This is a genomic window from Mesorhizobium sp. M1348, from assembly GCF_040317925.1.
GTDB lineage: Bacteria > Pseudomonadota > Alphaproteobacteria > Rhizobiales > Rhizobiaceae > Mesorhizobium.
The window spans coordinates 52,041-78,986 of the sequence record NZ_JAMYLH010000016.1 but is presented as its reverse complement, the minus strand read 5'-3'; the positions used below and the strand labels follow the sequence as shown (position 1 = coordinate 78,986).

General features: G+C 61.8%; 27 protein-coding genes and 1 tRNA gene. 16 read left to right on the top strand and 12 right to left on the bottom strand.

Annotated elements, in window-relative coordinates; translation table 11 throughout:
- The first annotated feature begins 7 nt into the window (after positions 1-7).
- From NKH13_RS23600 to NKH13_RS23580, 5 genes are all read left to right on the top strand, one after another.
- On the top strand, positions 8-985 hold the full coding sequence (locus tag NKH13_RS23600; protein WP_352719476.1) for a quinone oxidoreductase family protein: 978 nt from the start codon (positions 8-10) through the stop codon (positions 983-985).
- A 152-nt stretch (positions 986-1,137) separates the two neighbouring features.
- The gene (locus NKH13_RS23595) at positions 1,138-2,730 is read left to right on the top strand and encodes an ABC transporter ATP-binding protein (protein WP_502909228.1); all 1,593 of its coding nucleotides are present in this window, start codon (positions 1,138-1,140) and stop codon (positions 2,728-2,730) included.
- Positions 2,727-3,839 (top strand): ABC transporter permease, encoded by a 1,113-nt coding sequence (locus NKH13_RS23590; RefSeq protein ID WP_352719478.1) that lies wholly within the window; start codon positions 2,727-2,729, stop codon positions 3,837-3,839. The genes NKH13_RS23595 and NKH13_RS23590 overlap by 4 nt, the downstream gene beginning before the upstream one ends.
- A complete protein-coding gene (locus NKH13_RS23585) occupies positions 3,839-4,759 on the top strand; it encodes an ABC transporter permease (RefSeq protein ID WP_352719479.1) in 921 nt (306 codons plus the stop codon). The genes NKH13_RS23590 and NKH13_RS23585 overlap by 1 nt, the downstream gene beginning before the upstream one ends.
- Positions 4,760-4,806: 47 nt before the next feature.
- Positions 4,807-5,874: a BMP family ABC transporter substrate-binding protein gene (locus tag NKH13_RS23580; RefSeq protein WP_352719481.1), complete on the top strand. Its 1,068-nt coding sequence runs from the start codon at positions 4,807-4,809 to the stop codon at positions 5,872-5,874.
- Positions 5,875-5,940: 66 nt separating this feature from the next.
- Here NKH13_RS23580 and rimO read toward each other — a convergent pair whose 3' ends face one another.
- The 5 genes from rimO to NKH13_RS23555 form a co-directional block, all read right to left on the bottom strand.
- Positions 5,941-7,254, bottom strand: a complete 1,314-nt coding sequence (gene rimO, locus NKH13_RS23575) for a 30S ribosomal protein S12 methylthiotransferase RimO (protein WP_352719482.1) — start codon at positions 7,252-7,254, stop codon at positions 5,941-5,943.
- 151 nt (positions 7,255-7,405) lie between these two features.
- Positions 7,406-8,065 carry a TerC family protein gene (locus NKH13_RS23570; protein WP_292653611.1) on the bottom strand — a complete coding sequence of 220 codons (660 nt, stop codon included), beginning with the start codon at positions 8,063-8,065 and terminating at the stop codon, positions 7,406-7,408.
- A gap of 192 nt (positions 8,066-8,257) precedes the next feature.
- The gene (locus NKH13_RS23565; protein WP_352466186.1) at positions 8,258-8,665 is read right to left on the bottom strand and encodes a DUF930 domain-containing protein; all 408 of its coding nucleotides are present in this window, start codon (positions 8,663-8,665) and stop codon (positions 8,258-8,260) included.
- A 212-nt stretch (positions 8,666-8,877) separates the two neighbouring features.
- Positions 8,878-9,153, bottom strand: a complete 276-nt coding sequence (locus tag NKH13_RS23560) for a hypothetical protein (RefSeq protein WP_352914705.1) — start codon at positions 9,151-9,153, stop codon at positions 8,878-8,880.
- 73 nt (positions 9,154-9,226) lie between these two features.
- Positions 9,227-9,316, bottom strand: a tRNA-Ser gene (locus NKH13_RS23555).
- A 437-nt stretch (positions 9,317-9,753) separates the two neighbouring features.
- On the opposite strand from NKH13_RS23555, the gene NKH13_RS23550 reads away from it, so the two are divergent.
- The 9 genes from NKH13_RS23550 to NKH13_RS23510 all read left to right on the top strand — a co-directional run bounded on the left by NKH13_RS23550 (position 9,754) and on the right by NKH13_RS23510 (position 19,179).
- Entirely contained in the window at positions 9,754-10,509 is a 756-nt protein-coding gene (locus NKH13_RS23550) for a hypothetical protein (protein ID WP_352914702.1), read from the top strand.
- 273 nt (positions 10,510-10,782) lie between these two features.
- On the top strand, positions 10,783-12,006 hold the full coding sequence (locus tag NKH13_RS23545; protein ID WP_352719485.1) for a septal ring lytic transglycosylase RlpA family protein: 1,224 nt from the start codon (positions 10,783-10,785) through the stop codon (positions 12,004-12,006).
- A gap of 131 nt (positions 12,007-12,137) precedes the next feature.
- The gene (locus NKH13_RS23540; RefSeq protein ID WP_352719526.1) at positions 12,138-13,268 is read left to right on the top strand and encodes a D-alanyl-D-alanine carboxypeptidase family protein; all 1,131 of its coding nucleotides are present in this window, start codon (positions 12,138-12,140) and stop codon (positions 13,266-13,268) included.
- Between the two features lie 64 nt (positions 13,269-13,332).
- A complete protein-coding gene (tmk, locus tag NKH13_RS23535; RefSeq protein WP_352719486.1) occupies positions 13,333-14,007 on the top strand; it encodes a dTMP kinase in 675 nt (224 codons plus the stop codon).
- Positions 14,004-15,059, top strand: coding sequence for a DNA polymerase III subunit delta' (locus tag NKH13_RS23530; protein ID WP_352466178.1), 1,056 nt, complete (start codon positions 14,004-14,006; stop codon positions 15,057-15,059). The genes tmk and NKH13_RS23530 overlap by 4 nt, the downstream gene beginning before the upstream one ends.
- A gap of 122 nt (positions 15,060-15,181) precedes the next feature.
- A complete protein-coding gene (metG, locus tag NKH13_RS23525) occupies positions 15,182-16,768 on the top strand; it encodes a methionine--tRNA ligase (protein ID WP_352719528.1) in 1,587 nt (528 codons plus the stop codon).
- Positions 16,768-17,562, top strand: a complete 795-nt coding sequence (locus NKH13_RS23520; RefSeq protein WP_352719487.1) for a TatD family hydrolase — start codon at positions 16,768-16,770, stop codon at positions 17,560-17,562. Before metG ends, NKH13_RS23520 begins: the two co-directional genes overlap by 1 nt.
- 3 nt (positions 17,563-17,565) lie before the next feature.
- A complete protein-coding gene (locus NKH13_RS23515) occupies positions 17,566-18,384 on the top strand; it encodes an MBL fold metallo-hydrolase (RefSeq protein WP_352914700.1) in 819 nt (272 codons plus the stop codon).
- 204 nt (positions 18,385-18,588) lie between these two features.
- Positions 18,589-19,179, top strand: coding sequence for a hypothetical protein (locus NKH13_RS23510; RefSeq protein WP_352914698.1), 591 nt, complete (start codon positions 18,589-18,591; stop codon positions 19,177-19,179).
- A gap of 102 nt (positions 19,180-19,281) precedes the next feature.
- Here NKH13_RS23510 and NKH13_RS23505 read toward each other — a convergent pair whose 3' ends face one another.
- Genes NKH13_RS23505 through NKH13_RS23490 form a run of 4 tightly spaced genes read right to left on the bottom strand, consistent with a single transcriptional unit; the run spans position 19,282 to position 21,898 of the window.
- Entirely contained in the window at positions 19,282-19,836 is a 555-nt protein-coding gene (locus NKH13_RS23505; RefSeq protein ID WP_352914697.1) for a DUF2076 domain-containing protein, read from the bottom strand.
- A 32-nt stretch (positions 19,837-19,868) separates the two neighbouring features.
- On the bottom strand, positions 19,869-20,570 hold the full coding sequence (locus NKH13_RS23500; RefSeq protein ID WP_352914694.1) for a Bax inhibitor-1/YccA family protein: 702 nt from the start codon (positions 20,568-20,570) through the stop codon (positions 19,869-19,871).
- Between the two features lie 24 nt (positions 20,571-20,594).
- Positions 20,595-21,368 (bottom strand): anti-sigma factor family protein, encoded by a 774-nt coding sequence (locus tag NKH13_RS23495; RefSeq protein ID WP_352719492.1) that lies wholly within the window; start codon positions 21,366-21,368, stop codon positions 20,595-20,597.
- The gene (locus tag NKH13_RS23490; protein ID WP_502908422.1) at positions 21,368-21,898 is read right to left on the bottom strand and encodes a sigma-70 family RNA polymerase sigma factor; all 531 of its coding nucleotides are present in this window, start codon (positions 21,896-21,898) and stop codon (positions 21,368-21,370) included. Before NKH13_RS23490 ends, NKH13_RS23495 begins: the two co-directional genes overlap by 1 nt.
- Before the next feature lie 220 nt (positions 21,899-22,118).
- On the opposite strand from NKH13_RS23490, the gene NKH13_RS23485 reads away from it, so the two are divergent.
- Positions 22,119-23,303 (top strand): amino acid aminotransferase, encoded by a 1,185-nt coding sequence (locus tag NKH13_RS23485; protein ID WP_352719494.1) that lies wholly within the window; start codon positions 22,119-22,121, stop codon positions 23,301-23,303.
- Positions 23,304-23,442: 139 nt separating this feature from the next.
- Positions 23,443-24,267: a nucleoside triphosphate pyrophosphohydrolase gene (gene mazG / locus NKH13_RS23480; RefSeq protein WP_352719495.1), complete on the top strand. Its 825-nt coding sequence runs from the start codon at positions 23,443-23,445 to the stop codon at positions 24,265-24,267.
- A 6-nt stretch (positions 24,268-24,273) separates the two neighbouring features.
- Here the strand turns inward: mazG and hflX are convergent, their stop codons facing one another.
- From hflX to NKH13_RS23465, 3 genes are all read right to left on the bottom strand, one after another.
- A complete protein-coding gene (hflX, locus tag NKH13_RS23475; protein WP_352719496.1) occupies positions 24,274-25,665 on the bottom strand; it encodes a GTPase HflX in 1,392 nt (463 codons plus the stop codon).
- The gene (gene hfq, locus NKH13_RS23470) at positions 25,666-25,911 is read right to left on the bottom strand and encodes an RNA chaperone Hfq (protein WP_006202172.1); all 246 of its coding nucleotides are present in this window, start codon (positions 25,909-25,911) and stop codon (positions 25,666-25,668) included.
- A gap of 145 nt (positions 25,912-26,056) precedes the next feature.
- Positions 26,057-26,920: a D-amino-acid transaminase gene (locus NKH13_RS23465; RefSeq protein WP_352719497.1), complete on the bottom strand. Its 864-nt coding sequence runs from the start codon at positions 26,918-26,920 to the stop codon at positions 26,057-26,059.
- Positions 26,921-26,946 lie beyond the last annotated feature (26 nt).

Sequence of the window (26,946 nt, the reverse complement as noted above, 5' to 3'; positions counted from 1 at the left end):
ACTGAAAATGTCCAAAGCGATCCGCATCCATGCCCATGGCGGCCCGGAGGTCCTGACCTATGAGGATGCCGATCCCGGGCAGCCGGGCTCGGGACAGATCCTGGTCAAGCACACCGCGATCGGTCTCAATTTCATCGACGTCTATTATCGCTCGGGCCTTTATCCGCCGCAGGGCGGATTTCCGCTGATTCCCGGCGGCGAGGCGGCCGGCGTGGTTTTGGAGGTCGGCACAGATGTCGACTGGCTGAAGCCCGGGGATCGGGTCGCCTATGCGGTGACCACCGGTGCCTATGCCGGGCAGCGCGTGATCGCCGCCGACCGCGTGGTGAAGGTGCCCGACGGCATCAGCGACGAACAGGCCGCGGCGATGATGCTGAAGGGGATGACCGCCGAGTATCTGTTGCGCCGTACCTTCAAAGTGAAGGCTGGCGATACGATCCTGTTCCACGCGGCGGCAGGCGGTGTCGGCCTGATCCTCGGCCAATGGGCCAAGCATCTCGGCGCGACGGTGATCGGCACCGCGAGTTCAACCGACAAGATCGAGCTCGCCAAGGCGCATGGCTTCGATCACGTGATCAACTATCGCGAACAGGATTTCATCGCCGGCGTTGCCGCTATCACCGGTGGCAAGAAATGCGACGTTGTCTATGATTCGGTCGGCAACGACACATTTCCAGCCTCGCTCGATTGCCTGCGGCCGCTCGGCACTTTCGTCAGCTTCGGTCAATCGTCTGGGCCGATCCCGCCCTTCAGCATCTCGTTGCTGGCGCAGAAGGGCTCGCTGTTCGCAACGCGGCCAACGCTGTTCGTCTACAATGCCAAGCGCGACGACCTCGAGGCTTCCGCCGCCGCATTGTTCGATGTGGTGCTCAGCGGCGCCGTCAAGATCAAGATCAACCAGCGTTACGCGCTCAGCGATGCCGGCAAGGCACATTCCGATCTTGAAGGGCGCAGGACCACCGGGACAACGATACTTATCCCTTGAGCGCCCGCAGTTTCGGCCCGCCGACGCCGCCGTTCTTGCGAACTGCTCTTTACCGCTTGAGTTTCCGCTGAAATTCTTGAAGCTCTTTCAAGTCGTGAGGCGCTTACCGTAGAGAGCAGGCCGCGCATACGATGTTTGCGGGAACACAGAACATGTCTGGCAAACCAGATGGAGGCACCGTGAGTGCAGATCAGGACGGCGCAAACCTGCTGGAGGTTCGCGGCCTCACAAAGATATTCGGCACGCTGACGGCGTGCGACCATGTCGATCTCAACATCGCCAAGGGCGAGATCCATGCGTTGCTTGGCGAGAACGGCGCCGGCAAGTCGACGCTGGTGAAAATGCTGTTTGGATCGCTGGAACCTAATTCCGGCGAGATTTTCTGGAATGGCCAGGCGGTCAGGATCACCAGCCCCGGCGCTGCAAAAAAGCTCGGCATCGGCATGGTTTTCCAGCATTTTTCGCTGTTCGAAGCGCTGACGGCGGCGGAGAATATCGCGCTGTCGCTGGATGACGGCTCGCCGATCAGCACGATCGCGGCCAAGGCGAGGGCGCTCTCCTACAGTTACGGCCTGCCTCTCGATCCACTATCGCTGGTCGGTGATCTGTCGGTCGGCGAGCGCCAGCGTATCGAAATCATCCGCTGCCTGCTGCAGACGCCGCAACTCATCATTCTCGACGAGCCAACTTCGGTGCTGACGCCGCAGGAGGCCGATAAGCTGTTCGAGACGCTCGAACGGCTGCGTTCGGAAGGAAAGTCTATCCTCTACATTTCGCACCGGCTGGAAGAGGTCAAACGCATCTGCGACCGCGCCACCGTGCTGCGTCACGGCAAGGTGGTCGGCCATTGCAATCCGCGCCAGGAAACCGCGTCTTCGTTGGCGCGGATGATGGTCGGCAACGAGGTGCAGGCCGTGGTGCGGGCGCCGGCCGAGGGTATCGAGACCGCGCCGGCGCTGCTTCAAATCCGCGAACTCACCCGCAAGCCGGCGACCCCGTTCTCGATCCCGCTCAGGAACATCAATCTCGAGGTCCGCGCTGGCGAGGTGATCGGCATTGCCGGTGTCGCCGGCAACGGCCAGGGCGAATTCTTCGAGTCCGTTTCCGGCGAGGTGCTGCAGCAGGATGCCGGCTCGGTCCGCATCCGTGGTAAGGATGCCGGCGGCCTCACCATCACCGGCAGGCGCCTGATGGGCGCTGCCTTCGTCCCGGAAGAGCGGCTCGGCCATGGCGCAGCACCGCGCATGAAGCTTTCGGAGAACCTGCTTCTGTCGCGCCACGCCACCGATGGCAAGATGTTTGTCGGCGCCGGTGGAATGGTCAAGGGCGATGCGATCTATACCGCTGCCCAGCGCATCATAAAGGCGATGGACGTGCGCAAGAGCGCGCCGGATCCGGAGGCTGCGGCTCTTTCGGGCGGCAATCTGCAGAAATTCATCGTCGGCCGCGAACTCGACCGCCGGCCAAGCGTCATGGTGGTCAATCAGCCGACCTGGGGCGTCGACGCGGGTGCGGCGGCCCACATCCGCCAGGCACTGATCGAACTGGCACGCAGCGGCTCGGCGGTGCTGGTGATCAGCCAGGACCTCGACGAACTGTTCGAGATTTCCGATGCGATCACGGTCATGCACAATGGCGAATTGTCGAAGCCGCTGCCGATAGCTGAAGCGACATTCGAGAAGATCGGGCTGCTGATGGGCGGCGCCGAACCTGGGCATGCCGAACATACGCTGGAGACGGCTTGATGCGCCTCGAACTTGTAAAACGCCCGCAGCGCTCGATGCTGTTTTCGGCACTCTCGCCTTTCATCGCTTTCGTTTTGACGATCATTGCCGGTGCCATCATGTTCGCGCTGCTCGGTGTCAACCCGTTGACCGCGTTCCGTATCTACTTCATCGAACCGATCAGCCAGGTCTGGCAGCTGCATGAGCTGGCTATCAAGGCCGCCCCTCTGATCCTGATCGCGGTCGGACTGTCGGTCTGCTACAAGGCCAACATCTGGAACATCGGCGCCGAAGGCCAGTTCATCCTGGGCGGCATTGTCGGCTCGATCTCCCCCGTGCTGTTTCCGCAGTTCGAAGGCCCATTGGTGCTGCCGCTGATGCTTCTTTTCGGCATGGTCGGTGGGGCCGCCTATGCTGCAATCCCGGCACTGCTGAAGACGCGCTTCAACACCAACGAGATCCTGACCAGCCTGATGCTGGTCTATGTCGCCCAGCTCTTCCTCGATTGGCTGGTACGCGGGCCGTGGCGCGATCCGCAGGGCCACGGTTTCCCGCAAACCATCCAGTTCAACGACTCGGCCATACTGCCGGAACTCCTCCCGGAATCCGGCCGGGCAAACTGGGGATTTGTCTTCGCGCTGGTCGCGGCGATACTGATCTGGATCCTGATGAGCCGTATGCTGAAAGGCTTCGAGGTCCGCGTGCTCGGCTCAAGTCCGAGGGCAGGGCGCTTCGCCGGGTTTGGCCTTAACCGCATGGTCTTCTTTGCCTTCCTGCTGTCGGGCGCACTGGCCGGACTTGCCGGGATTTCGGAGGTCTCGGGCGCCATCGGGCAGTTGCAGCCGGTGATCTCGCCCGGCTACGGATTTACCGCCATCATCGTCGGATTCCTCGGCCGGCTCAATCCGCTCGGCATCGTTGCCGCCGGCCTTGTGCTGGCGCTGACCTATCTCGGCGGCGAGGCGGTGCAAAGCGCGCTCGGCATCTCCGACAAGGTGGCGCGCGTGTTCCAGGGCATGCTGTTGTTCTTCGTGCTCGGCTGCGACACGCTCATTCACTATCGCATCCGCCTGATCGGCTTTGCTGCGCCGAAACTCGAGACAGTCCCGAAGCTGGAGGAAGCTCGCTGATGGACATCACCGTCAACATCCTTTTGACCATCGCGACGGCGGCGACGCCGCTGCTGATCGCGGCGATCGGCGAACTGGTGGTCGAACGTTCCGGTGTGCTCAATCTCGGCGTCGAAGGAATGATGATCATGGGTGCGGTTGGCGGCTTCGGCGCCGGCTATCTCACCGGCTCGCCGTGGATAGGGCTGTTGGCGGCAATTGCCATGGGGGCAGTGTTCTCGCTGCTGTTCGCCGTCATGACGCTGTCGCTGGCCACCAACCAGGTGGCAACCGGCCTGTCGCTGACACTGCTCGGCCTCGGTCTTTCCGGCATGATGGGGACGAATTTTGTCGGCCAGCCCGGCGAAAGGCTGCCAAACCTCGATATTCCCGGCCTGACCGCAATCCCGGTCATTGGCAGGCTGCTGTTCGGCCAGGATCCAATCTTCTACATCTCGATCGCGCTGACCGCCGCCGTGATGTGGTTCCTGTTCAAGACCCGCACCGGGCTCACGCTGCGCTCGATCGGCGACAGCCATGCATCCGCCCATGCGCTTGGCATCCACGTCATCCGCTACCGCTATCTCTCAGTGATTTTCGGCGGCGCTTGTGCCGGCCTTGCCGGCGGCCACCTGTCGCTGGTCTACACACCGCAATGGGTGGAGAACATGACCGCCGGCCGCGGCTGGATCGCGCTGGCTCTGGTCGTCTTCGCTTCCTGGCGGCCGTGGCGGGTGCTGGCCGGCGCCTATATTTTCGGCGCGGTCTGGATCGGCCAGCTTCATGCACAGGCATTCGGCATTCCGGTCCCCTCGCAACTGCTTTCTTCGCTGCCCTATCTGGCAACCATCGTGGTTCTCGTTCTAATCTCGCGCAACAAGCGTTTGACGATGATGAACACGCCGGCATCCTTGGGCCAGCCATTCGTTCCGGATCGTTGACAACAAAAAGACGGAAGCTCCAAGGCTTAACTCAGAGAGGTAACACAATGAAAAAACTGCTTATTGCCCTGATGGCGACGACGGCCGCATTGTCATTGGCGGCCTCAGCCCAGGCGGCGGACAAGCTGAAGGCCTGCTGGGTCTACACCGGCCCGATCGGCGATTTCGGCTACTCCTACCAGCACGACCAAGGCCGCCTCGAGGTGGAAAAGGCACTCGGCGACAAGGTCGAGACCGCCTATCTCGAAAACGTCTCCGAAGGCCCCGATGCCGATCGCGCCTTCGAGCGCCTGGCGCGCGAGGGATGCAAGATCATTTTCGGCACGTCCTTCGGCTTCATGGACCCGGAAGTGAAGATCGCCAAGAAATTTCCCAAGGTGATGTTCGAGCACGCCACCGGTTACAAGACGGCCGAAAATCTCGGCATCTACAATGCGCGTTTCTATGAAGGCCGCTACGTGCTTGGCCAGATCGCCGCCAAGCAATCGAAGTCGGGCGTCGCCGGCTACATCGTTTCCTTCCCGATCCCGGAAGTGGTGATGGGCATAAATTCCTTTATGCTCGGCGCACAGTCGATCAACCCGAACTTCAAGGCGAAGATCGTGTGGGTGAACTCCTGGTTCGATCCCGGCAAGGAGGCCGACGCTGCCAAAGCATTGTTCGACCAGGGCGCCGATATCATCGTCCAGCACACCGACTCGACCGCTGCCTTGCAGGTGGCTGAGGAGCGCAAGCTGCACGGCTTCGGCCAGTCCTCCGACATGATCAAGTTCGCGCCGCACGCGCAGCTGACCTCGCTGACCGACGAGTGGGGACCGTACTACATTAGCCGGGTCCAGGCGGCGCTCGACGGCACCTGGAAGCCCGACAATGTCTGGCTCGGCATCAAGGACGGCGCCGTCAAGCTGGCGCCGTTCACCAACATGCCCGACGACGTGAAGGCGATGGCCGAGGCCACCACCAAGAAGATCGCCGACGGCTGGAACCCCTTCACCGGGCCGATCGCCAAGCAGGACGGCACACCGTGGCTGAAGGAAGGCGAGGTCGCGGACGACGGCACGCTGCTCGGCATGAATTTCTACGTGAAGGGCGTTGACGACAAGCTGCCGCAGTAAGCAGGCGAAAACAAATCGAACCAAAGGGCGCCTACGCGGCGCCCTTTTATTTTGGACTGAATGATATCAGACCGCCGAGCCGTAGAGGTCGTAAGCGTCGGCGCGGTCGATCTTGACCGTGACGATGTCGCCGGCGCGCAGTGGCCGCCGCGACTGGATATGGACCGAACCGTCGATTTCGGGCGCGTCGTATTTGGTCCGGCCCTTGGCCGAATTGCCATGCGCCTCGTCGATCAGGACCGGCAGGCGCTTGCCGATTTTCTTGGTGAGCTGCGTTGCCGAAATCTTCTGCTGGCGCTGCATGAAGCGATGCCAGCGGGCTTCCTTGATCTCCTGCGGCACTTGCTCGAGGCCGAGCCCGTTGGAGAGGGCGCCTCTGACCGGCTCGTATTTGAAACAGCCGGCGCGGTCGATCCTGGCCTCGTCCAGCCAGTCGAGCAGCATCTCGAAATCGTCATCCGTCTCGCCGGGGAAGCCGACGATGAAGGTGGAGCGGATGGCAAGGTCCGGGCAGACTTCGCGCCAGCCGCGAATGCGCTCGAGCGTCTTTTCGCCATGAGCGGGCCGGCGCATGTTCTTCAGCACCTGCGGCGAGGCGTGCTGGAACGGAATGTCGAGATAGGGAAGGATCTTGCCTTCGGCCATCAGTGGGATGACGTCTGCGACATGCGGGTAGGGATAGACATAGTGCATGCGCACCCAGACACCGAGCTTGCCCAGTTCTTCCGATAGATCGAGGAATTTCGCCCGCACTTCGCGATCGCCGAACATGCTGGCCTGGTATTTGATGTCGATGCCGTAGGCGCTGGTATCCTGCGAGATGACGAGGATCTCCTTGACCCCCGCCTTGGCCAGCTTCTCGGCTTCGCGCAACACGTCGGCGGCCGGCCGCGATACGAGGTCGCCACGCAGCGCCGGTATGATGCAGAAGGTGCAGCGGTTGTTGCAACCTTCCGAAATCTTGAGATACGCATAGTGGCGCGGCGTGAGCTTGACGCCCTGCGGCGGCAAAAGGTCGATGTAGGGATCGTGGCTCGGCGGTGCTGCCTCATGCACCGCCGCCATCACGCTCTCATAAGCTTGCGGGCCGGTGATGGCGAGGACGTTGGGATGTCTTTCACGGATGACGTCCGGCTCGGCGCCGAGGCAGCCGGTGACGATGACTTTTCCATTCTCCGAAAGTGCCGAGCCGATAGCGTTGAGCGATTCGTCGCGGGCCGAATCGAGGAAGCCACAGGTGTTGACGACGACCAGGTCGGCACCGTCGTGCTTGCGGGCGATCTCGTAGCCTTCGGCGCGCAGGCGCGTGATGATGCGCTCCGAATCCACAAGGGCTTTCGGGCATCCAAGACTGACGAAACTAACGCGAGGGGCGGACATCAAAGCTTTCCGGATTTTCAGGATTGGCGGCGCAGTATCACACTTGTCGGGGCATTGGTATGGGCAGCGGCTGCGGCGAAACGCAACCGCCAGTGTCGCCGAAGGCTCGCCGAAGCTGAAAGGCCGGCCGATGCGAATTCGAGTCGACGCGTCAGCTCACCGCACTGCTGACATGCGGCAAGACCTCCACCGCGCCCCGGTAGATCATGTCGAGTGCGACATAGAAGATGATCAAAAGGCCGATATAGGCGATCCAGCGATGGCGGTGCAGGAGCTTGGCGATGAAGCTCGCGGCAAGGCCCATCAGCGCGATCGACAGGACGAGGCCTATCACCAGCACCTGGAAGTGATCGCGCGCTGCGCCGGCGACCGCCAGCACGTTGTCGAGCGACATCGACACGTCGGCGATGACGATCTGCAATGCTGCCTGACCCAAGGTCTTCTTGCGCGCCTTGCCGGCCACCATATCATCGCTGTTGATATCGGAATTGGACAACGCTTCGGTCGCCTCCACCTCGTCGGCATCGGACGTGCGCAGCTCGCGATACATCTTCCAGCACACCCACAGCAGCAAGATACCGCCGGCCAGCAGCAGGCCGACAATCTGCAGCAGGGTGACGGTGATCGCGGCAAAACCGATACGCAGCACCGTCGCCGCCACCACGCCGATGAGAATCGCTCTCTTGCGCTGCTCGACCGGCAAGCCCGCCGCGGCCAGGCCGATGACGATGGCGTTATCGCCTGCAAGCACGAGATCGATGGCGATGACCTGGAGCAGGGCAGAGAAGCCCGCGGCAGTGAAAATTTCCATCGACTGGAAGTCCCTTGCTGGTTGGCCGACCGTTCGCGTCGAATGCCTGGAGGGCCCTAACGTGTATGGTTCCCGGGCGTCAAGGGACTGGTTGGAACAAGGTCGGCAAACCGCCCGTTATTGCGGCAATATACAGAGTTTGCGACGATCGGCCCGAAACACCGGCAAAATGCGGCCACGGGTCGCGAATGCCTAGTTATAGAGATTGTATTTGGGCCAGTCGCTTTCCGGAATTTCATCACCGATCCGGTAGCGGAGCTGCAGGACTTCCATATGGTCCGGCGCTGTCTCGCATTTGAATTTCAGCCGGTACCATTGTCCTTTGCTACGAAACGCAGCACCCGGGCTCTTGATCGCATCGGCGCCCATTTCGGGCGTCGCAAAAGCGTAGGCGACGACACGATCGGCTTTGTATTTGTGGTCGTCGCGGGTAATCCGGTCGAGAATTTCGGCGTCGCATCGCTGCTCCAGCCGGGTTTGCGGATCGAGTTTCAGCAGGCCGGCGCGCAATGCGCTGTCCATCGCGCTGGCCGGCCAAGCCAGTATCATCCATGCGAGAACCGCAGAAAATAGTTTATTCATAGGCGGGAGAAGCATCATATTCGGGCGGAGAAATCAACCCGACGAAGCGCCAGCCGCCGGTCTGTCCGTGCTTGGCGCGGCGGGTGACAGTTTTCGCTTTGCGGCAGGTTGTTGATACCGTGAAAGAAGTGTTCGGTCGTTGAGCACCGCCACTCCGAATGATGGCGGGCACCGCTCGCCATCATCCATGCATTCGATAGTATTCATTCCCGATTGGGGATCAGGAGCGGCTACTTCATTCCGGCCAGTGCATTCACGTCGCCGCAGAACTCCGCGTAAGGCTTGCCCTGGGCCGCATCTTGGCATTCTCTCATCATCATGTTGCGCTGGATCATGTTGCGCTGGATCATGTTGCGCTGGATCATGTTGCGCTGGGCTTTCGGCATGGCCATGAAGACAACCTTGAATTCCGGCATCGGCTTCAGCGTTTTCATGCTGCTGTCGGTGTAGAATGGCCGGATGTTGTCGACCACATCGAGTGCGCCGGCGAATGCGGTGGCGCTCATGGCGGGCGGTGGTCCGCCTTGCGCCCGGAAACTCGACGTCGTGCGCGCAGGAACGAAGAAATTGGCTTCAAAATGGCGGAGGGAGTGGGATTCGAACCCACGGTGGGCTTGCACCCACGCCGGTTTTCAAGACCGGTGCCTTAAACCGCTCGGCCATCCCTCCAAGGTGATTTTTCAATCACTTAGGATATCGCGAGAGGAGCGGGTTCGAGCAATCGGTACCGGATTGGCACCAGGACGTTCCCCGACCGGTTCGCGCTTCATTCCTCTAAAGCCGCATTCAACACCAAGTCAACCGTGGCGGCCGCAGCTTTCGGCGCGATCCAGGACGGTGAGCAGCGTCATGGCGAGCTGTGTTTGTGCTGGGTGTGGAAAATCGTTTTTAAAACCCGCACGGACTATTAATCGTTGCGCGCTGATATGTTGGGCGCATTAGGCACATGTAAGTAAAATCGTATTCTGGAGTTGATTTTGGCCGTACTTGGCGCTCTCCCGCCCGGTCTCCGCTGTAGACCAATCCGCGAAACCGACTGGGAGGGGGTGGTCGATTGCCTGTGCAGAGGCTTTCCGGCGCGTAACCGGAGTTACTGGATCCAGGCTTTGACCCGTTTGTCGCAGCGGCCTGCGATTGCCGAGTTCCCACAATATGGCTTTGCTTTGGAGCATGCCGGTCGGATCGTCGGCGTTGTGCTCACCCTTTATGCTCGCTATCAAGGGTCGGAGAGCGAGGAAATCCGCTGCAATCTTTCAAGCTGGTCAGTCGATGCAGAATTCCGTCCCTATGGTGCCATGTTGGTTGCGGCGGTTCTCAAGCGGAAGGACGTGACCTACACGAACATTTCGCCGGCACAAGCGACGTTGAAAGCCAACCGGGCGCTTGGCTTTCGGCTCTTCTCCAGTGGACAATTTACCTTCTTGCCGGCTTTAAGTTCGGCGCAGCGGTCAAGTCGCGTGCTCGAAGTGCGTCCCGGTCTTCCGGAATTGGCGATGCTGCCCGAGAATGAGAGATACATACTCTCGGAACACGTCGCGCTGGGCTGCCTGTCGTTGATCTGCATTTGCGACAGAGCAGCGTTCCCCCTGGTGTTGATGCCGCGCCGAATGTTGCACGGTGTTGTCCGGTGCCATCAGGTCATCTATTGCCGCTCGCTCGCAGATTTGAGCCGTTGCGCCGGTGCGATGGGGCGCTTTCTCTTGCGAAGCGGAATCCTGGTTTGCTTTGTCGACGCCAAGGAGCCGATTCCAGGTTTGGTGGGATGGTACCGGCCCAACAAGGGGCTGAAATACTTCAAGGGTCCCAGACCACCCGCACCTGGAGATCTGACGTTCACCGAGCTTGTGATCTTCGGTCCCTGAATCTGCGCTGGCAGCCAGGCCAAGGCAAGGGCAAAGCGCGCCGTGTACGGCGTTGCTGATCGATCAGCGATGACTTTCATGTCGACCGGCGAGACGGTCCGCGCCACAATCTCGCCCGGTTCCGACCACAATCGGTTAATACGGTGATAAATAATTCCTGCGCACAAAAAGGATTGGGGTAGGGCGTCGCCGGCGTTTCTGGAGTGGGTGCTTTGGCACCGCTGACGTTCATGCTGCGGTACCTTCGTCGATGCTATAGGGGACAATCAAAATATGCAGACCACGGCGCGCCCGCGTCTTCGTCGCGCTTCCGCTTTCGCGTTGTTTGCCTTGTCGGCAGCCTTTCTTGCGGCATGTGCCGGGCCGCAGCAAAAGGCGATGATCAACAAGAAACCTCGCTCCAAGGAATATTTTTCCGAAGCCGAGTATGGCGTGAAAGCCAGCCCGCGCGTGATGTTCAAAACGTCTCGGGGACGCGATCAACTCGGCAAGCCCTATCAGGTGCGCGGCAAATGGTATTATCCGAAGGAAGACAAACGTTACGCCAAGGTTGGCCTCGCGTCCTGGTACGGTGAGGCGTTCCACGGCCGGTTGACCGCCAACGGCGAAGTCTACGACATGGCAGATCTGACGGCGGCGCATCCGACCATGCCGCTGCCGAGCTATGCGCGGGTCACCAACATGAAGACCGGCAGCTCGGTGATTGTGCGCGTCAACGATCGCGGACCCTATCACGATGGACGCATCATCGATGTGTCGAAGCGCGCTGCTGAAATGCTCGATTATGCCAATATCGGTACGGCCGAGGTGAAGGTCGAATATGTCGGCCGTGCGCCGCTCGAAGGCAATGACGGGCAGTATCTTATGGCTTCGTATCGTCCAGGCAACAGGGCGCCGGATCCGTCGGACGGTCTGCCCAGCGGTGTCATGGTCGCGATGAATGGGCCGTCGCCAAGCCTGCCGGTGAGCGCTGCTGCCGTGCCGTTCCCCGGTCAGCTGACGAATTCCGGGCAGGGATCCGATGCAGGGCCTGTCATGGCGGTGCAAGCATCTGCTTCGGGAGACATTGTACTGCCCGATTTCGGCCCGATCGTGCCCGAGCGTCCGGAGATCAACCTGCCGGCGCAATCGCCGTTCACCGTGGCGTCGCTGTCTTACGCGGACGAGCGCGTGCAGCGCGCCTCCAACGCGTTTGCCGGGCTGGATGGCGCCGGCATGTCGCCCGCCGAAATTCTTCAATCGTGGAAGCGGCAAGCTCCTCCAACCGGGTCGCCCACGGACTATGTCGCGGCGGGTTCGTTCGAGGATTCCGCCGAAGCGGAGCGTGTGGCGGCCCAGCTTTCCAGCTTCGGCAAGACCGAGATCCAGCGCTCGGAACTTGAAGGCAAGGACTGGTTCTCGGTCAACCTCTTTGCCGACGGCCGTGGCAGCCTGGACGAGATGCTGCAGGCAGCGTGGTCGCATGGTGCGCCGGATGCGCTTGCTGTACGCAACTGAGCTCGGGGCTGCCTGGTTTTTTCGTGCGCGATTGATCCGCCAGGCAAAAGCCTGATAGCTTCTGCCAACTTGCAAAAGCGCCGGCTCACTGGTCGAACCTGATGAAATTTTTTTACCCTTTCACCGGGCTTATGGCGCTCGGCCTGCTGCTGCTCTCGCTTGCGCCGGCCTCAGCACAGCTTTTCGAGACCAAGGCCGCGCAGGCCTTCATGATCGATGCCGAAACCGGAACCGTGCTGTTTTCGAAGGACGCCGACAGGTTGATCCCGCCGGCCTCGCTAGCCAAGCTGATGACGATGGAAGTGGTCTTCGACGCCATCAAATCAGGGCGCATGACGCTCGACGACACCTTCGTGGTGAGCGAGAACGCCTGGCGCAAAGGCGGCGCTCCTTCGGGGACATCGACCATGTTCGCCAAGCTCAAGTCGACGATCCGGCTGGAAGACCTGATCCAGGGCGTGACAGTGCAGGCGGCCAATGACGGCTGTATCGTCATCGCTGAAGGGATGGCCGGGTCCGAGGCAAACTTCGCGGCGCAGATGACCGAGCGTGCCCGCCAGATCGGCTTGCAGAAATCGACCTTCGTCAATGCCACCGGTCTGCCGGCCGATGGGCAGCAAACGAGCGTTCGCGAACTCGCGCTTCTGGCCCTGCATATCTGGCGCAGCTACCCGGATCTCTACCGCTATTACGGCCAGAAGGATTTTACCTGGAACAAGATTTCCCAGAGGAACCGCAATCCGCTTCTGGCCATGGATATAGGCGCCGACGGCCTCTCGGTCGGCGCCAGCGAGCAATCCGGCTTCGGCATCGTCGGCTCGGTCAGCCACAATGGCACAAGGTTGATCGCGGCGATGAGCGGCCTGGCAAACGACCGCGAGCGTGCTGAGGAAGCGCGAAAGCTGCTCGACTGGGGCGTTCGCTCCTTCGAGAAGACTGAAATATTCGCCAAGGACGAAGTGGTTGGCGAAGCCCAGGTCTTTGGCGGCGCCAAGTCCGGTGTCGCGTTAAGGGCAAAAGGACCGGTGCAGATATTCCTGCCGATCACCAACCGCGACAAGCTCACCGCCAGGATCGTCTATGACGGACCGGTGGCAGCGCCGGTGGAGGAGGGGCAGCCGGTGGGTGCGCTGCGCGTCTGGATCGGCGATACGCTGAGCCAGGAGACGCCGCTGTTTGCCGCCGAGTCGATCGGTGTCGGTTCGCTGCCGCAGCGCGCGCTCGATGCCGCCAAGGAACTGGCCGTCGGCTGGCTGCGTTAGCACCGTCGCGGTGGACCTTTTTTCCCGCCGGGACTATACGGTCCCCGAAGTATGGACAAAGGCTTTGGCGCGCGGATTTTTCATCACTTTTGAAGGCGGCGAAGGAGCAGGCAAGTCGACGCAGATCGAGCGGCTGGCAAAGAAGATGCGCGCCAAGAAATACGACGTGCTGGTGACACGTGAGCCGGGTGGCTCGCCGGGCGCGGAGGCGGTCAGGCATGTCCTGCTTTCAGGCGCAGCCGAGCCGTTCGGCCCCAAGATGGAAGCTCTGCTTTTCGCCGCAGCGCGATCCGACCATGTCGAACAGGTCATCCGGCCGGCGGTCGATCGCGGTTCGGTCGTACTTTGCGATCGTTTCATGGATTCCTCGCGCGTCTACCAGGGCGTCACCGGCGGCCTCGACCCGGCATTCATGGACGCATTGGAGAAGGTCGCCATCAATGGCATGGTGCCGGACATGACACTGATCTTCGACATCGACCCCGCCGAGGGCCTGAGGCGCGCTACCGCCCGGCGGGGCAGCACTGACGGACCGGACCGCTTCGAGAAGGAAACATTGGCCATCCACCAACGTCGGCGCGAGGCGTTTCTCGCGATCGCCGCAGCTGAACCCGAACGCTGCGTCGTCGTCGATGCGTCAGCCGACCTAGATGCGGTGGAGCATGTCGTTACCGCCACGGTCTTCACGGCTCTCGAGAGGATGATGCCGGCGCAAAGAAGGCAGGCGGCGCCGGCATGATTTTCGAACGCATCGCGCCCGAACAGCACGACACGCTGGACGGAGTGCCCGAGCCATCCGAGACGCCGCGTCTTGTCGGTCACCTGCAGGCGGCCAACATGCTCGCCACTGCTTATCGCTCGGGAAAGCTACCGCACGCACTGATCTTTGCCGGACCGGTTGGCATCGGCAAGGCGACGCTGGCCTTTCACCTGGCGCATCATCTGTTGAAGCACCCGGCCTTCGAGCAGGCGCCGGAAAGCCTTGCCGTTCCAGATCCGGCTTCGTCGCTGTTTCGCCAGATCGCCACCGGGGCACATCCTTCGGTGCTGCATCTTACACGCCCCGCGAACGACAAGACCAGGAGCTTCAAGACGGTGGTCACGGTCGACGAAATCCGCAAGGTCAGCCGTTTTCTGTCGCTGACCTCGCACGACGGCAGCTACCGGGTGGTTATCGTCGATCCCGCCGACGACATGAACACCAATGCTGCCAATGCCTTGCTGAAGAATCTTGAAGAGCCACCCGCGCGCACCTTGTTCATCCTCATCGTCCATGCGCCGGGCAGTCTGCTGCCGACGATCCGGTCGCGCTGCCAGATGGTGCGGTTGGCGCCGCTCGATGCCGAGAGCTTGATGACGGTTCTGGAGGGCATCGAGCCGCCGCCACCGGAGGATCCTGCGGCGCGCGCGGCGCTGGCGCAGCGGGCAGGGGGCAGCGCGCGCAATGCGATCCTGTTGACGCAGTATGGCGGGCTTGAAATCGCCGCCACCCTCGACGCTCTGGTGATGTCCAAGAAGATAGATGTCGCAGGCGCCTACCGTCTTGCCGAGGCGGTCGCCGGCCGCGACCAGGCGATCCCGTTCGAGATATTCAATCGCCGCGCGCTTGATCTGCTGTCGGCCGGCGCCAGCCAGGCCGCGCTCGCCGGCGATCTCGCGCGGGCCAAAACGCTATCGGATACTTGGCACGAGGCTTTGAACGCTATATCTGAAACCGAGACCTACAATCTCGACAAAAAGCAGCACGCCCTGACCATGATCGACCGCCTGAATTCTGCAATGCGAATGTGACGGCCGCTGGCGTGGCTTTGAAGCCCCTGAGTATTGATTCCCAATCAATCGCAGGAACTTCGAAAGCCACCACATTGGCGTCGGATGGCAATTGCCGTTTCGATGCGATATCTCACCGCGACATCTTTCATTCAGACATTCATGACGGCTCATCCATGGCACGCGAAAAATACTACGTCACGACGCCGATTTTCTATCCGAACGGCAAGCCGCATATCGGCCATGCCTACAATGTCATCGCCAGCGACACACTGGCCCGCTTTCAGCGGCTCGATGGCAAGGACGTCTTCTTCGTCTCGGGAACCGACGAGCACGGTTTGAAGATGCAGCAGACGGCGGACGCCGAAGGCCTAACGCCGAAAGCGCTTGCCGATCGCAACTCGGCGATCTTCCGCTCGATGCTCGAAGCGACTGGTTGCTCGAACGACGTTTTCATCCGCACCACCGAAGAGCGTCATTACAAGGCCTGCCAGGCGATCTGGACGCGCATGGCTGAGAATGGCGACATCTACCTCGACCGCTACAGCGGCTGGTATTCGGTGCGGCAGGAAGCCTATTTCGACGAGGCCGAAACCAAGGTCGGTGACGACGGCGTGCGCCGCGAACCGCTCGGCTCGCCTGTCGAATGGACCGAGGAAGAGAGCTATTTCTTCCGCCTTTCCGCCTATCAGGACAGACTGCTCGCGCTCTACGAGAACAGCCCCGAATTCGTCGGACCGGCGGAGCGGCGCAATGAAATCATCAGCTTTGTCAAATCCGGCCTGAAGGATCTGTCGATCTCGCGCACCACATTCAAATGGGGCGTGCCGGTGCCCGGCGATGAGAAGCATGTGATGTATGTCTGGGTCGATGCCCTAACCAACTACATCACCGCGGCCGGTTATCCGGATCCGGCCAATGAGAGATGGTCTTTCTGGCCGGCGAACGTCCACGTCATCGGCAAGGACATCATCCGCTTCCACGCGGTCTACTGGCCGGCATTCCTGATGTCGGCCGGCATCGAATTGCCGAAGCGCGTGTTCGCGCATGGTTTTCTGTTCAACCGTGGCGAGAAAATGTCGAAGTCGGTCGGCAATGTCGTCGACCCGTTCGCGATGATCGAGCACTACGGCCTCGACCAGGTGCGCTATTTCTTCATGCGCGAAGTGCCGTTCGGCCAGGACGGCAGCTACAGCCATGAGGCAATCGTCAACCGCACCAATGCCGACCTCGCCAACGATCTCGGCAATCTGGCGCAGCGCTCGCTGTCGATGATCGCCAAGAACTGCGGCGGCGCGGTGCCTAAGCGCGGCGAATCGAGTAATGCCGACAAAGCGATCCTCGATCAGGCAGATACCGCCCTTGTCACGGCGCGCAGGACGATGGCCGACCAGGGCATCCACCTTGCTCTGGCGGCGATCTTTGGCGTGGTGGCCGAAGCCAACCGCTATTTCGCTGGGCAGGAGCCATGGGCGCTGAAGAAGACCGATCCGGCGCGCATGGAAACGGTGCTGTGGACGACCGCTGAGGTGATCCGGCGTGTCGGGTTGCTGTGCCAGCCCTTCATTCCGCAGTCGGCGGCAAAGCTGCTAGACCTTTTGGCGGTGCCGGCCAGCAGCCGTAATTTCGAGCATGTCGCGGAAGGCCATGCGCTGGTATCCGGCACGGCGCTGCCGGCGCCGGAACCGGTATTTCCACGTTATGTCGAGCAAACGGATACAAGCGCCTGATGCTGGTCGACAGTCACTGCCATCTCGACTTTCCGGATTTCGCCGAAGAGCGGGCGGCCATCGTCGCCCGCGCCCTTACGGCCGGCATCGGCCGAATGGTGACGATCTCGACGAGAGTGAAGCGATTTAGCCAAGTGCTTGAGATTGCCGAGACTTTCGATGAGGTCTATTGCTCGGTGGGCACCCATCCGCACAATGCGGCTGAAGAGCTTGATGTGACTGTCGATGACCTGGTGCGGCTGTCCGCTCATCGAAAAGTGGTGGCGATCGGCGAGGCCGGGCTCGATTATTTCTACGATCATGCGCCGCGCGATGCACAGGCACAGGGATTTCGCACACACATCGCCGCGGCGCGCGTGACCGGTCTGCCGCTGGTCATCCATTCGCGCGACGCCGACGATGACATGGCTGATATCCTCGAAGAAGAAACAGGGAAGGGCGCCTTCCCCTTCATCCTGCACTGTTTTTCGTCCGGACGCAGGCTGGCCGAGATCGGTGTGGCGCTCGGCGGCTACGTTTCCTTTTCCGGCATCCTGACCTTCAAGAACTCCGCCGAGTTGCGCGCCGTCGCCGCCGATGTGCCGCGCGACCGTCTGCTGGTCGAAACCGACGCGCCATACCTTGCGCCGATACCGTTTCGCGGCAAGCGCAATGAGCCTGCCTACGTCGCGCATACAGCCAAGATACTGGCCGAGACGATCGGCGTCCGCGAGGCCGAGATCGCTGGTATCACCACGGATAATTTCTTCCGGCTATTCAGGAAAATGCCGCGCCCGAGCGCGCCGGGCGCCTGACGCATGAGCGACCGGTTGCGTCTTACCGTCCTCGGCTGCGGCTCATCGCCGGGCACGCCACGCATCACCGGCGACTGGGGCAATTGCGATCCCGCGAACCCCCGGAACCGGCGCACGCGCACCGCAGCGCTTGTCGAGCGGATCGCGGCGAATGGCGCCCGGACCACGGTCGTCATCGACACCGGCCCGGATTTCCGCGAGCAGATGCTGCTGGCATCGGTCAAGCGCATCGATGCGGTGGTCTATACACATCCGCATGCCGACCATATCCACGGTATAGACGATTTGCGCGGCTTCGTGCTCGAGCAGCGCCACCGGATCGACATCCATGCCGATCAGGCCACCATGCTGCGCCTACGCGAGGCGTTCCGCTACTGTTTCGAAACACCGAAAGGCAGTTCGTATCCGCCGATCGTCGACGCCCATATCATCGACCACCACGGGCCGGTGGTGATCGAAGGCGAGGGCGGCGCCCTCACCCTCGAACCGCTGCTGCAGCTCCATGGCGACATCACCTCGCTGGGTTTCCGCATCGGCGGGCTGGCTTATTGCCCTGACGTCAGCGACTTTCCGGACGCGACGGCCGAGCGTTTGCGCGGGCTGGACATGCTCGTCATCGACGCGCTGCAATACACCGTCCACCCGAGCCATCTGTCGCTTGGCCAGGCGCTTGGCTGGATCGAAAGACTAGCGCCGAAGAACGCGGTGCTGACGCATATGCATGTTCCGCTCGACTACGCCACGGTAATGGCCCAGACGCCGGCCAACGTCGAGCCTGCTTATGACGGCATGACGATCGAAATCCCTTACGAATCAGCGTGAAGGACCAAGTTTTTACGGCTGGGTTCCCGGGTTGGATCTCGCGAGGTGCTATCTTCACGCCACATCCAACCGGCCACGCCAGTTCCATAATCTATCTTATGCGACTAAAGCCTATAGCATCCGTTGGCGGCGAGATCAGACCGGTCACTCTTAGACATTCGCTATAGCGCTGAGGAGGCAACGGGCATGCTAGGGTTGCGAATCATGAAGACACTCCCGCTGCTTGCAAGTCTTGCCCTCACCCTCGCGTGCGCGCTCACGGGCGCGCGAGCGCAGGACCTTGATCGTGCGCTAGGCGAGAACGACCTGGCTTTCGCCAAACGTGTTGTTGGGTTCGCCGACAATGCTGATCCGCACACCACAGCCGTGAGCTGGAACGGCCTCCAGACACTCTTTGTCGATTACCAGACCGCTGAGGACTATCCGGAACGCCCGCTCGTCGCGCTGCAACGGCTAGCTGACAACAGGTATCGTGCAATCCAGGTCACGCTCGGTGAACAAGAGGGCGACACACCGGACATAGCGCTCGGCCTCGCCAACGCCGACCACGACCCGGCAAAGGAACTGATCGTGATACTTTCCTGGGCTCAGATCCACTACGATGTCGAAGGGACGCTCTACGAAGTTCGCATCTTCGATGATCCCAAGCCGGGCCAGAAGGCGCTGACTCAATTGAAAGCGAGCCGGAAGTTCGATGCCACATGCGACTGCCATTGGCGCGATGGCACAACGAAGCGCTTCCGCTTCAAGACCATCGCGGCGGTCAAGACTGAACTGAAGCGCCTGGGCTATTAGCCGCCGGCGGGGGCTCGCTTCCCGGATGTTGCCCTCGCCACCTCGCCTATGCTGACCGGCAATCGTCACCAGCGCCAGCACCGGCACAGGCTGGGTCGCTCGTCAGAACTCCATATCACCGAAGTCACCGCCATTGTTGGAGCTGGCATCGCCTGCCTGATCGGCTTCGTCCGGCTGCGGCGTCGGCTGTTCGGCTGCCTTGGCTTCGCTGCCACCAAACATGCCGGCGATCGCGTTGCCGAGCAGCACGCCGCCCGCCACGCCCATCGCGGTCTGCGCGGCGCCGGCAAGGAACCCGCCGCCTGCCCGCTGTGGTGTGTCCTGCGGCCCTTCAGTTGCGACGGAGGCGGTGCGCCCTACCCGCGGAACCGAGCCTGAGCGCCTGCCGCCGCTGCGGCCGAAGAAGCCGCTCAGCGGTCCACCGCCGGCCGGCTGCTGCGCCTGCTCTTCCAGTTCTTCGATGCGCGCCTGAGCTGCGTTCAGGGCCTGCTCCTGCATCACAATCGTCTGGGCCATGTAATATGGCGCCCCAGGCTGCTGGGTGATCTGGTCCTGGATGAAGCGCTCTGCTTCGGCATCGCGCGGCGGCGCCTGGCGCTCGACGCTTGCCAACTTCTCGAAGAGCTGTCCGATCGCCTGTTGATCGTTTCTGTCCATGATATCCAACTCCGGTCGTGGTCCGACGTCGGCTATTCGCGCTCGCCGGAGAAGTTCAACAGCAGTTGGAAGATGTTGATGAAGTTCAGATAGAGCGAGAATGCACCGAAGACAGCGAGCTTCTGCTGTGATTCCGCACCGAAGTTTTCCGCATACTGCTCCTTGATAGTCTGGGTATCCCAGGCGGTGAGGCCGATGAAGACGGCGATGCCGATCACCGAGATCGCGAACTGGAGCGCGGTCGAGCCCAGGAAGATATTGACGATGATGGCGATCACCACGCCGATCAGGCCCATGATCAGGAACGACGAGAACTGCGTCAGGTCGCGTTTGGTCGTGTAGCCGTAAAGGCTGGTCGCGCCGAACATGGTGGCGGCGATAAAGAAGGTGCGTGCGATGCTGGTGCCGGTAAAGACTAGGAACACGGAAGCCAGCGACAGGCCCATGACGGCGCAGAATGCCCAAAACATCGCCTGGGCGCCGGCTGCCGACATCGTCTGCATCCGAAACGAGAACAAGAGCACAAAGGCCAGCGGGGCAAGCATCACCACCCATTTCAGTGGGGTGGAGAAGATCGGCACGTAAAGGGCGGGCGTGGAAGCCACCACGAACGCGATCACGCCCGTGACGACGAGGCCAAGGCCCATGTAGTTATAGACGCGCAGCATGTGCCGGCGCAGGCCTTCGTCGTAGACGGCTCCGGCTCGGGCCCCGATATATCCGAGATTGTTCATGTGGTTCTCCTTCTTGAAGGTCGATCAGTAAAGCGTTTTGGCGAGCGCTTCGGCCGTGCGATCGAGACCGCCGACATCGCTGCGTCCGACGACCGCGTAGGCGACCTCGCCGATCTGGAAATAGGCCGAGGAAACTTCGCCCGAGAGAACGACAGTCGGTTTGACGACATCGAATGTTCCGGGTCGGATGGCGAACAGCGAGACCAGCCCCATCTCTTTTGTCTCGACGGCCATCTCGACGCTCGGGCCGAATTGCGATGGATAGATCTGCACGTCACGGACCGTCCAGTCCGCTGGCAGCGATGGCATCACGATCGCAGTCGCGGCGCGGATTTCGTCGGCGTTGTAGCCGGGTGCTTCGGGTTGCGACGACATCGCCTCGCGCACGAGCGTCGTGCGGTGCGCCCGGACCGCGTCCTCCACATAGGCCGGCGGATGGGTCGAAGCGACGACTTCCGTCACCGATATCGGTCCGATGAGCCCGTTCGCAAGCCAGCCGGCAGCGACGAAGACGGCGACTGCCGCCGCTCTCTGCAAAGCACCAAGGACGCGGCCGCGCGCCAATCCCCGTTCCAGCCGCCGTGCGGCATCGGCCGTCGCGGGCCGCGCCATGCCTTTCGATCCGGCAAGCGCCACGCGCAATTCGTCACGCATCCGTAAGTCGGACATCACCCGCGCGGCCGCTTCCGGGCGGGCCGAAAGGAACGCCTCGACCTCGATGCGACGAGCCACGTCCAGCTGATCGTCGACATAGGCGTCGAGATCGGTGTCGGTCACGGGATCGCGCAGTTGGTTCATCATCGACCTCCGACGATCTTCAGATGGCCTTTCGCGCGTGCCGGCACCGCGTCCTCCATCTCGCGCAGGGCCGCACGCGCCCTGCCGATGCGCGAGATCAGCGTCCCCAGCGGCACGCCGCTGACCTCGGCAGCCTCGCTGTAGCTAAGTCCCTCGATGGCGACGAGATGCAGCGCGCAACGTTGCTCTTCCGGCAATCTGAAAAAAGCGTCGCGCACCTGCGCCAGACGGACCGAATGTTCCTGCGGAGCCCGGACATTCGCCTCGGCGAGATAGCCGGCCTGTTCGATGCGCATTGCTTCCGATTTGCGGGATCGCAATCCGTCGATGAACGCGTTGTGGACGATCGACAGCAGCCATACGCGAAGGTTTCCGCCGGAGCGGAAGCTGCCGCGTCGCTCATAGGCACGCACCAGCGCATCATGCACCAGATCCTCTGCATCGGCGCTGTCGCGTGTCAGCGAGCGTGCATAGCGGCGCAGCGAACCGAGCTGTCCCAGAATATCGAAGCGTGGCATCGGCCGTTTCATGTCCTGTTTACGGAGCAGGTCGTGATTTTAATCCCGCTTTCCCCGAATTTATCTTGGGCGGCTCGCCGCGCTCTCTCCTGGGAGATATCGCGCCTGCCCTCGCGCGGCAGATAGTATTGGCCGCCCTCGAGGCAAACCCGACGCCGAGTTGGCGCATATGAAACTGCTGGCAAAGCACGGCTGGTTTGCGTATCACTCCGCCGCCAACGGAACCTTATCGATGTTCGAAAATCTCCAGCCCGCGCCTGCCGACAAGATCCTTGCCTTGATCGGCCTCTATCGCGCTGATCCGCGTCCCGACAAGGTCGATCTTGGGGTGGGCGTCTACAAGGATCGCGAGGGCAAGACGCCGGTGATGCGCGCGGTGCGCGAAGCCGAAAAGCGGCTGCTGCAAGGCCAGGATACCAAGACCTATCTCGGCCTTGCCGGCGATACCGCCTTCAACGCGGCGATGGCCAGGTTGGTGTTCGGCCCAACCGCCGACATGACGCGCATTCGTGCGGCGCAAGCCCCCGGCGGCTCCGGCGCGCTGCGGCTGGTGGCAGAGCTGCTGAAAAGGACCCGCCCCGACGCGACGGTCTGGCTGTCGGATCCGACCTGGCCGAACCACATGCCGGTGTTGCGCGCCGCTGGCCTGCAGATACGCGAATATCCCTATTTCGACGCTGCTTCTGGTGCGGTTCGCTTCGACGACATGCTGAATGCATTGAGAGCCGCGAATCCTGGCGACGTCGTATTGTTGCATGGCTGTTGCCATAACCCGACAGGCGCCAATCTAGACATCTCGCAATGGGCTGCCATTGCAGATCTTGTCGTTGAGCGCGGCCTGCTGCCCTTTGTCGACATCGCCTATCAGGGCTTTGGCGAGGGGCTTGATGCGGATGCCGCCGGCTTGCGCATGCTAGCGGCAAAAGTTCCGGAAATGGTGGTTGCCTCGAGCTGCTCGAAGAACTTTGCCGTCTATCGCGACCGCGTCGGTGCAGCGCTGATCATGGCGAAAGACGGCGCGCAGGCGGATTTGGCGATGGGCCAGATGCTGTCGGCGGCGCGCGCCATGTATTCGATGCCGCCGGACCACGGCGCGGCGGCGGTGCGCATCGTGCTTGAAGACCCCGCATTGCGTTCCGACTGGGAGGCAGAGCTTGAAGAGATGCGGCTGCGCATGCTGCGGCTGCGCGTCCAGTTCGCCGAGGCGCTGCGGCGGCAGTCCAACTCCGACCGTTTCGATTTCGTCGCCAGCCATCGCGGCATGTTTTCCCGGCTTGGCCTGTCGGAAGCGCAAGTCGAGCGGCTGCGCGCCGAGCATGGCATCTACATGGTCGGCGACAGCCGCATCAACGTTGCGGGCCTGCCCGAGGACAGCATGGATGCGCTCGCCAAGGCGATCGTCTCCGTGCTCGACTGACACTTTTGCTAACTAGGATCTTTTTTCGGAAACCGGCTTCCACTTTCGTATCATGGTCTGGCCGCCCATCTGTGGACAAGGCGCCCTCACCGGCTGAAGCCGTTGGCCGCACAGCCGTGTACAGGATAGCGTTCGCCTGATGAAACCCTCGAAAGACATTTCCCGGCTGATCGAGATCATGGCCGCGCTACGAGCACCGGAAACCGGCTGCCCGTGGGATATCGAGCAGGATTTTTCGACAATCGCGCCATACACGATCGAGGAAGCCTACGAAGTGGCGGACGCCATCGCGCGCGGCGACCTGGACGATCTGCGCGATGAACTCGGCGATCTCCTGCTGCAAGTGGTCTACCACGCGCAAATGGCCGAGGAGGCCGGCGAATTTTCATTCGGTGACGTGGTCAAGGCCATCACCACAAAAATGATCCGCCGCCACCCGCATGTTTTCGGCGACGAAAAGGCGCGCAGCGCCGGCATGGCCAAGGGCATGTGGGAAAAGATCAAGGCAGAGGAAAAGGCGGAGAAGCGCAGTGCGCGCCTCGCCCGTGGGCTCGACCCGGAAGACCATGGCAAGGGCTTTCTCGACAGCGTGCCGGTCGCCCTACCCGCGCTGACCCGGGCGCTCAAACTGCAGGAAAAGGCCGCCCGCGTCGGCTTCGACTGGAGCGAGGCGGCACCGATCCTGGAAAAGATTGAGGAGGAGATCGGCGAGTTGCGCGAAGCGCTGGCCAACGGCGACAGCGCGCCGATCAAGGACGAGTTCGGCGACATGCTGTTTGCGGTCGTCAATCTCGGCCGGCACCTCAAAATTGATTCCGAAGCGGCACTCAGCGGCACCAACGAAAAATTCCGGTCGCGCTTCCACTATGTCGAGCAGGCGCTGCAAGCGTCGGGAAACAGCCTCGAAGAGGCGACGCTGGACGAGATGGAAGCGCTCTGGCAGCAGGCAAAAAGCGCGAAGTAAACGCCCCTACCCGTTGTTTTGACGACGCAATCGGCTTTCAATCTCTTGCCGAGCGCTGTGCGTGGCCTTGAGCGCGATGGTCACGCTGCCATCCTCATTGTCATCACGCGAGACGATGTCGCCGTTGCGGTAAAGCCAGTCGACGACGCCGAGTTGGTCGGGCTTGAGCGTGACAGTGAACGTCTCCAGTTCGCCCGACATCATCGTCTCGATGATCGCCTTCAGCGCATCGATGCCCTCGCCGGTTACCGCCGATATGGCGATCGGCGGTGCCTTCTTGCCGTCAGCACCATCGGCAAGCAGCCGCGCCCGGTTGCCTTCGTCGAGCCGGTCGATCTTGTTCCACACTTCGATGACGCGCTTGCTGTCGCGGGCATCGACGCCGAGATCGGCAAGGATGCGCTCGACATCTTCGGCCTGCGCGGCCGTATCGGGATCGGAGATGTCGCGCAGGTGAATGACGAGGTCTGCCTCGACCACTTCCTCCAGCGTCGCCCTGAAGGCCGCGACCAGATGCGTTGGCAGGTCGGAAATGAAGCCGACCGTGTCGGAAAGGATGATCGGCGTTCCGTGCAGCAGGCGCACGCGGCGCAGCGTCGGGTCGAGCGTGGCAAACAGCATGTCTTCCGCCAGCACCCCTGCTCCGGTCAGCCGGTTGAACAGCGTCGACTTGCCGGCGTTGGTGTAGCCGACGATCGCCACCACCGGAAACGGCACCTTCTTGCGCTTGGCGCGGTGCAGGTCGCGGGTGCGGCGCACGGTTTCGAGCTCGTGCTTCAGCTTGGTGATCTTGTCCTGCAGCACACGCCGATCCGACTCGATCTGGGTCTCGCCAGGGCCGCCGAGAAAACCGGCGCCGCCGCGCTGGCGCTCGAGGTGGGTCCAGCTCCGCACAAGGCGGCCCTTCTGGTAGTTGAGATGGGCAAGGTCGACCTGCAGCGTGCCTTCCTTGGTGCGGGCGCGCTCGCCGAAAATCTCCAGGATCAGCCCGGTGCGGTCGAGCACCTTGGCGTTCAACTCTTTTTCGAGGTTGCGCTGCTGTACCGGGGTCAGCGGATGATCGACAATGACCACTTCCGCGTGGCCCTCTTTGACGATCTCGGCGAACTCCGCGACCTTGCCGCTGCCGAGCAAGGTCGCCGGACGTGGATCGTTGACGGTCACCACCGCCGTGTGGACCAGGTCAAGGTCGATGGCGCTGGCGAGGCCGACCGCCTCGTCGCGACGGGCCTCGGCAGAACGGGTCAGGCGCGGGCGATTGGTATCGTCGTCGCCACGCGGCTGCCGGGTAAGCACCGGCACGATGACCACCGCCCGGGTCGGACCGTTGGCCTCTGTCCCGGTCTGGTGTGCTGGTTTTCCGCGAACGCTGCGGTCCGCGTCTTTCTCGCGTGCCAATCAGGCGCCCTGGCTTTCCTCACCATCGAACATCTGAACCGGCTGGCTCGGCATGATCGTGGAAATAGCGTGCTTGTAGACAAGCTGGGAATGGCCGTCGCGACGCAGCAGAACGCAGAAATTGTCGAACGAAGTGACCACGCCGGTCAGCTTCACGCCGTTGATGAGAAAGATGGTGAGTGGGTTTTTGCTCTTGCGAACTGAATTCAGGAACAGGTCCTGAAGATTTTGCGATCGTTCCGCCATTGTTCTTGTCTTTCGCCGATCCCCTTCGGTTTGCAGGCCAATGCGCCAAATTAGCCGGCACATGTCAAGCACGCAAACACCATCTTGCCGTCAGTAACGACAAGCAGAACGAGATATATTGATGTTCATTCCATCTGTGCGGTTATCAGGCTGGACTTTTTTCCGCAACGTCAAAAAAGGCCTGCCGTAATGAAACTGTTATCGAGCCCGGGTGGCCGTTGGCGACGGGAGCGCCATCGATCGCCACCACCGGCATGGCGATCGTGGTGGCGGAGCTGATGAAAACCTCACGCGCGGCCTTGGCTTCGGCAACCGAAAAGCCGCGCTCTTCGATCTTCAGGCCGAGCTTGGCGGCGACATCGAACAGCGTCGTGCGGGTGATGCCACGCAGGATGCCGTGCTCGGCGGGGCGCGTCACCAGCACGCCGTCCCTGGTGATGATCCAGGCATTCGACGATCCACCTTCCTTGACGGTGCCGTCGACATCGACGAACCAGGCCTCCTGAGCGCCGGCTTCCTTGGCTTTCTGCTTGGCCAGCACGTTCGGCAACAGGCCGACCGACTTGATATCGACCCTATCCCAGCGGTTCTCCGGCACCGTGATAACCCGGATCCCGCTCTCGGCCCGCCTCACGGCAGCTGCAGGATCGGCTTTTTTGGCGGTCACCACCAGCGACGGCTTCGTGCCCGCCGGCGGGAAGAAAAACTCGCGGCTGGCGACACCGCGTGTCACCTGGACATAGACCAGGCCGTCGACGACATGGTTGCGGCGCACCACCTCGCGCATGACGAGCGGCAGCACGCCGCGCGTGATCGGCCAATCGATCGAGAGTTCGGTAAGTGAGCGGTTCAATCGGGCGAGATGGCGCGGCATGTCGACGATGAAGCCTCGTGCCACCTCGCAGACCTCGTAGACGCCGTCGGCGAATTGATAGCCACGGTCCTCGATGTGCACGGAAGCTTCGGCGTGAGCGACGTAGCGCCCGTTCACATAGGCAATGCGCGACATGGCTAATCCCTGGAAGAAGTCCCAGC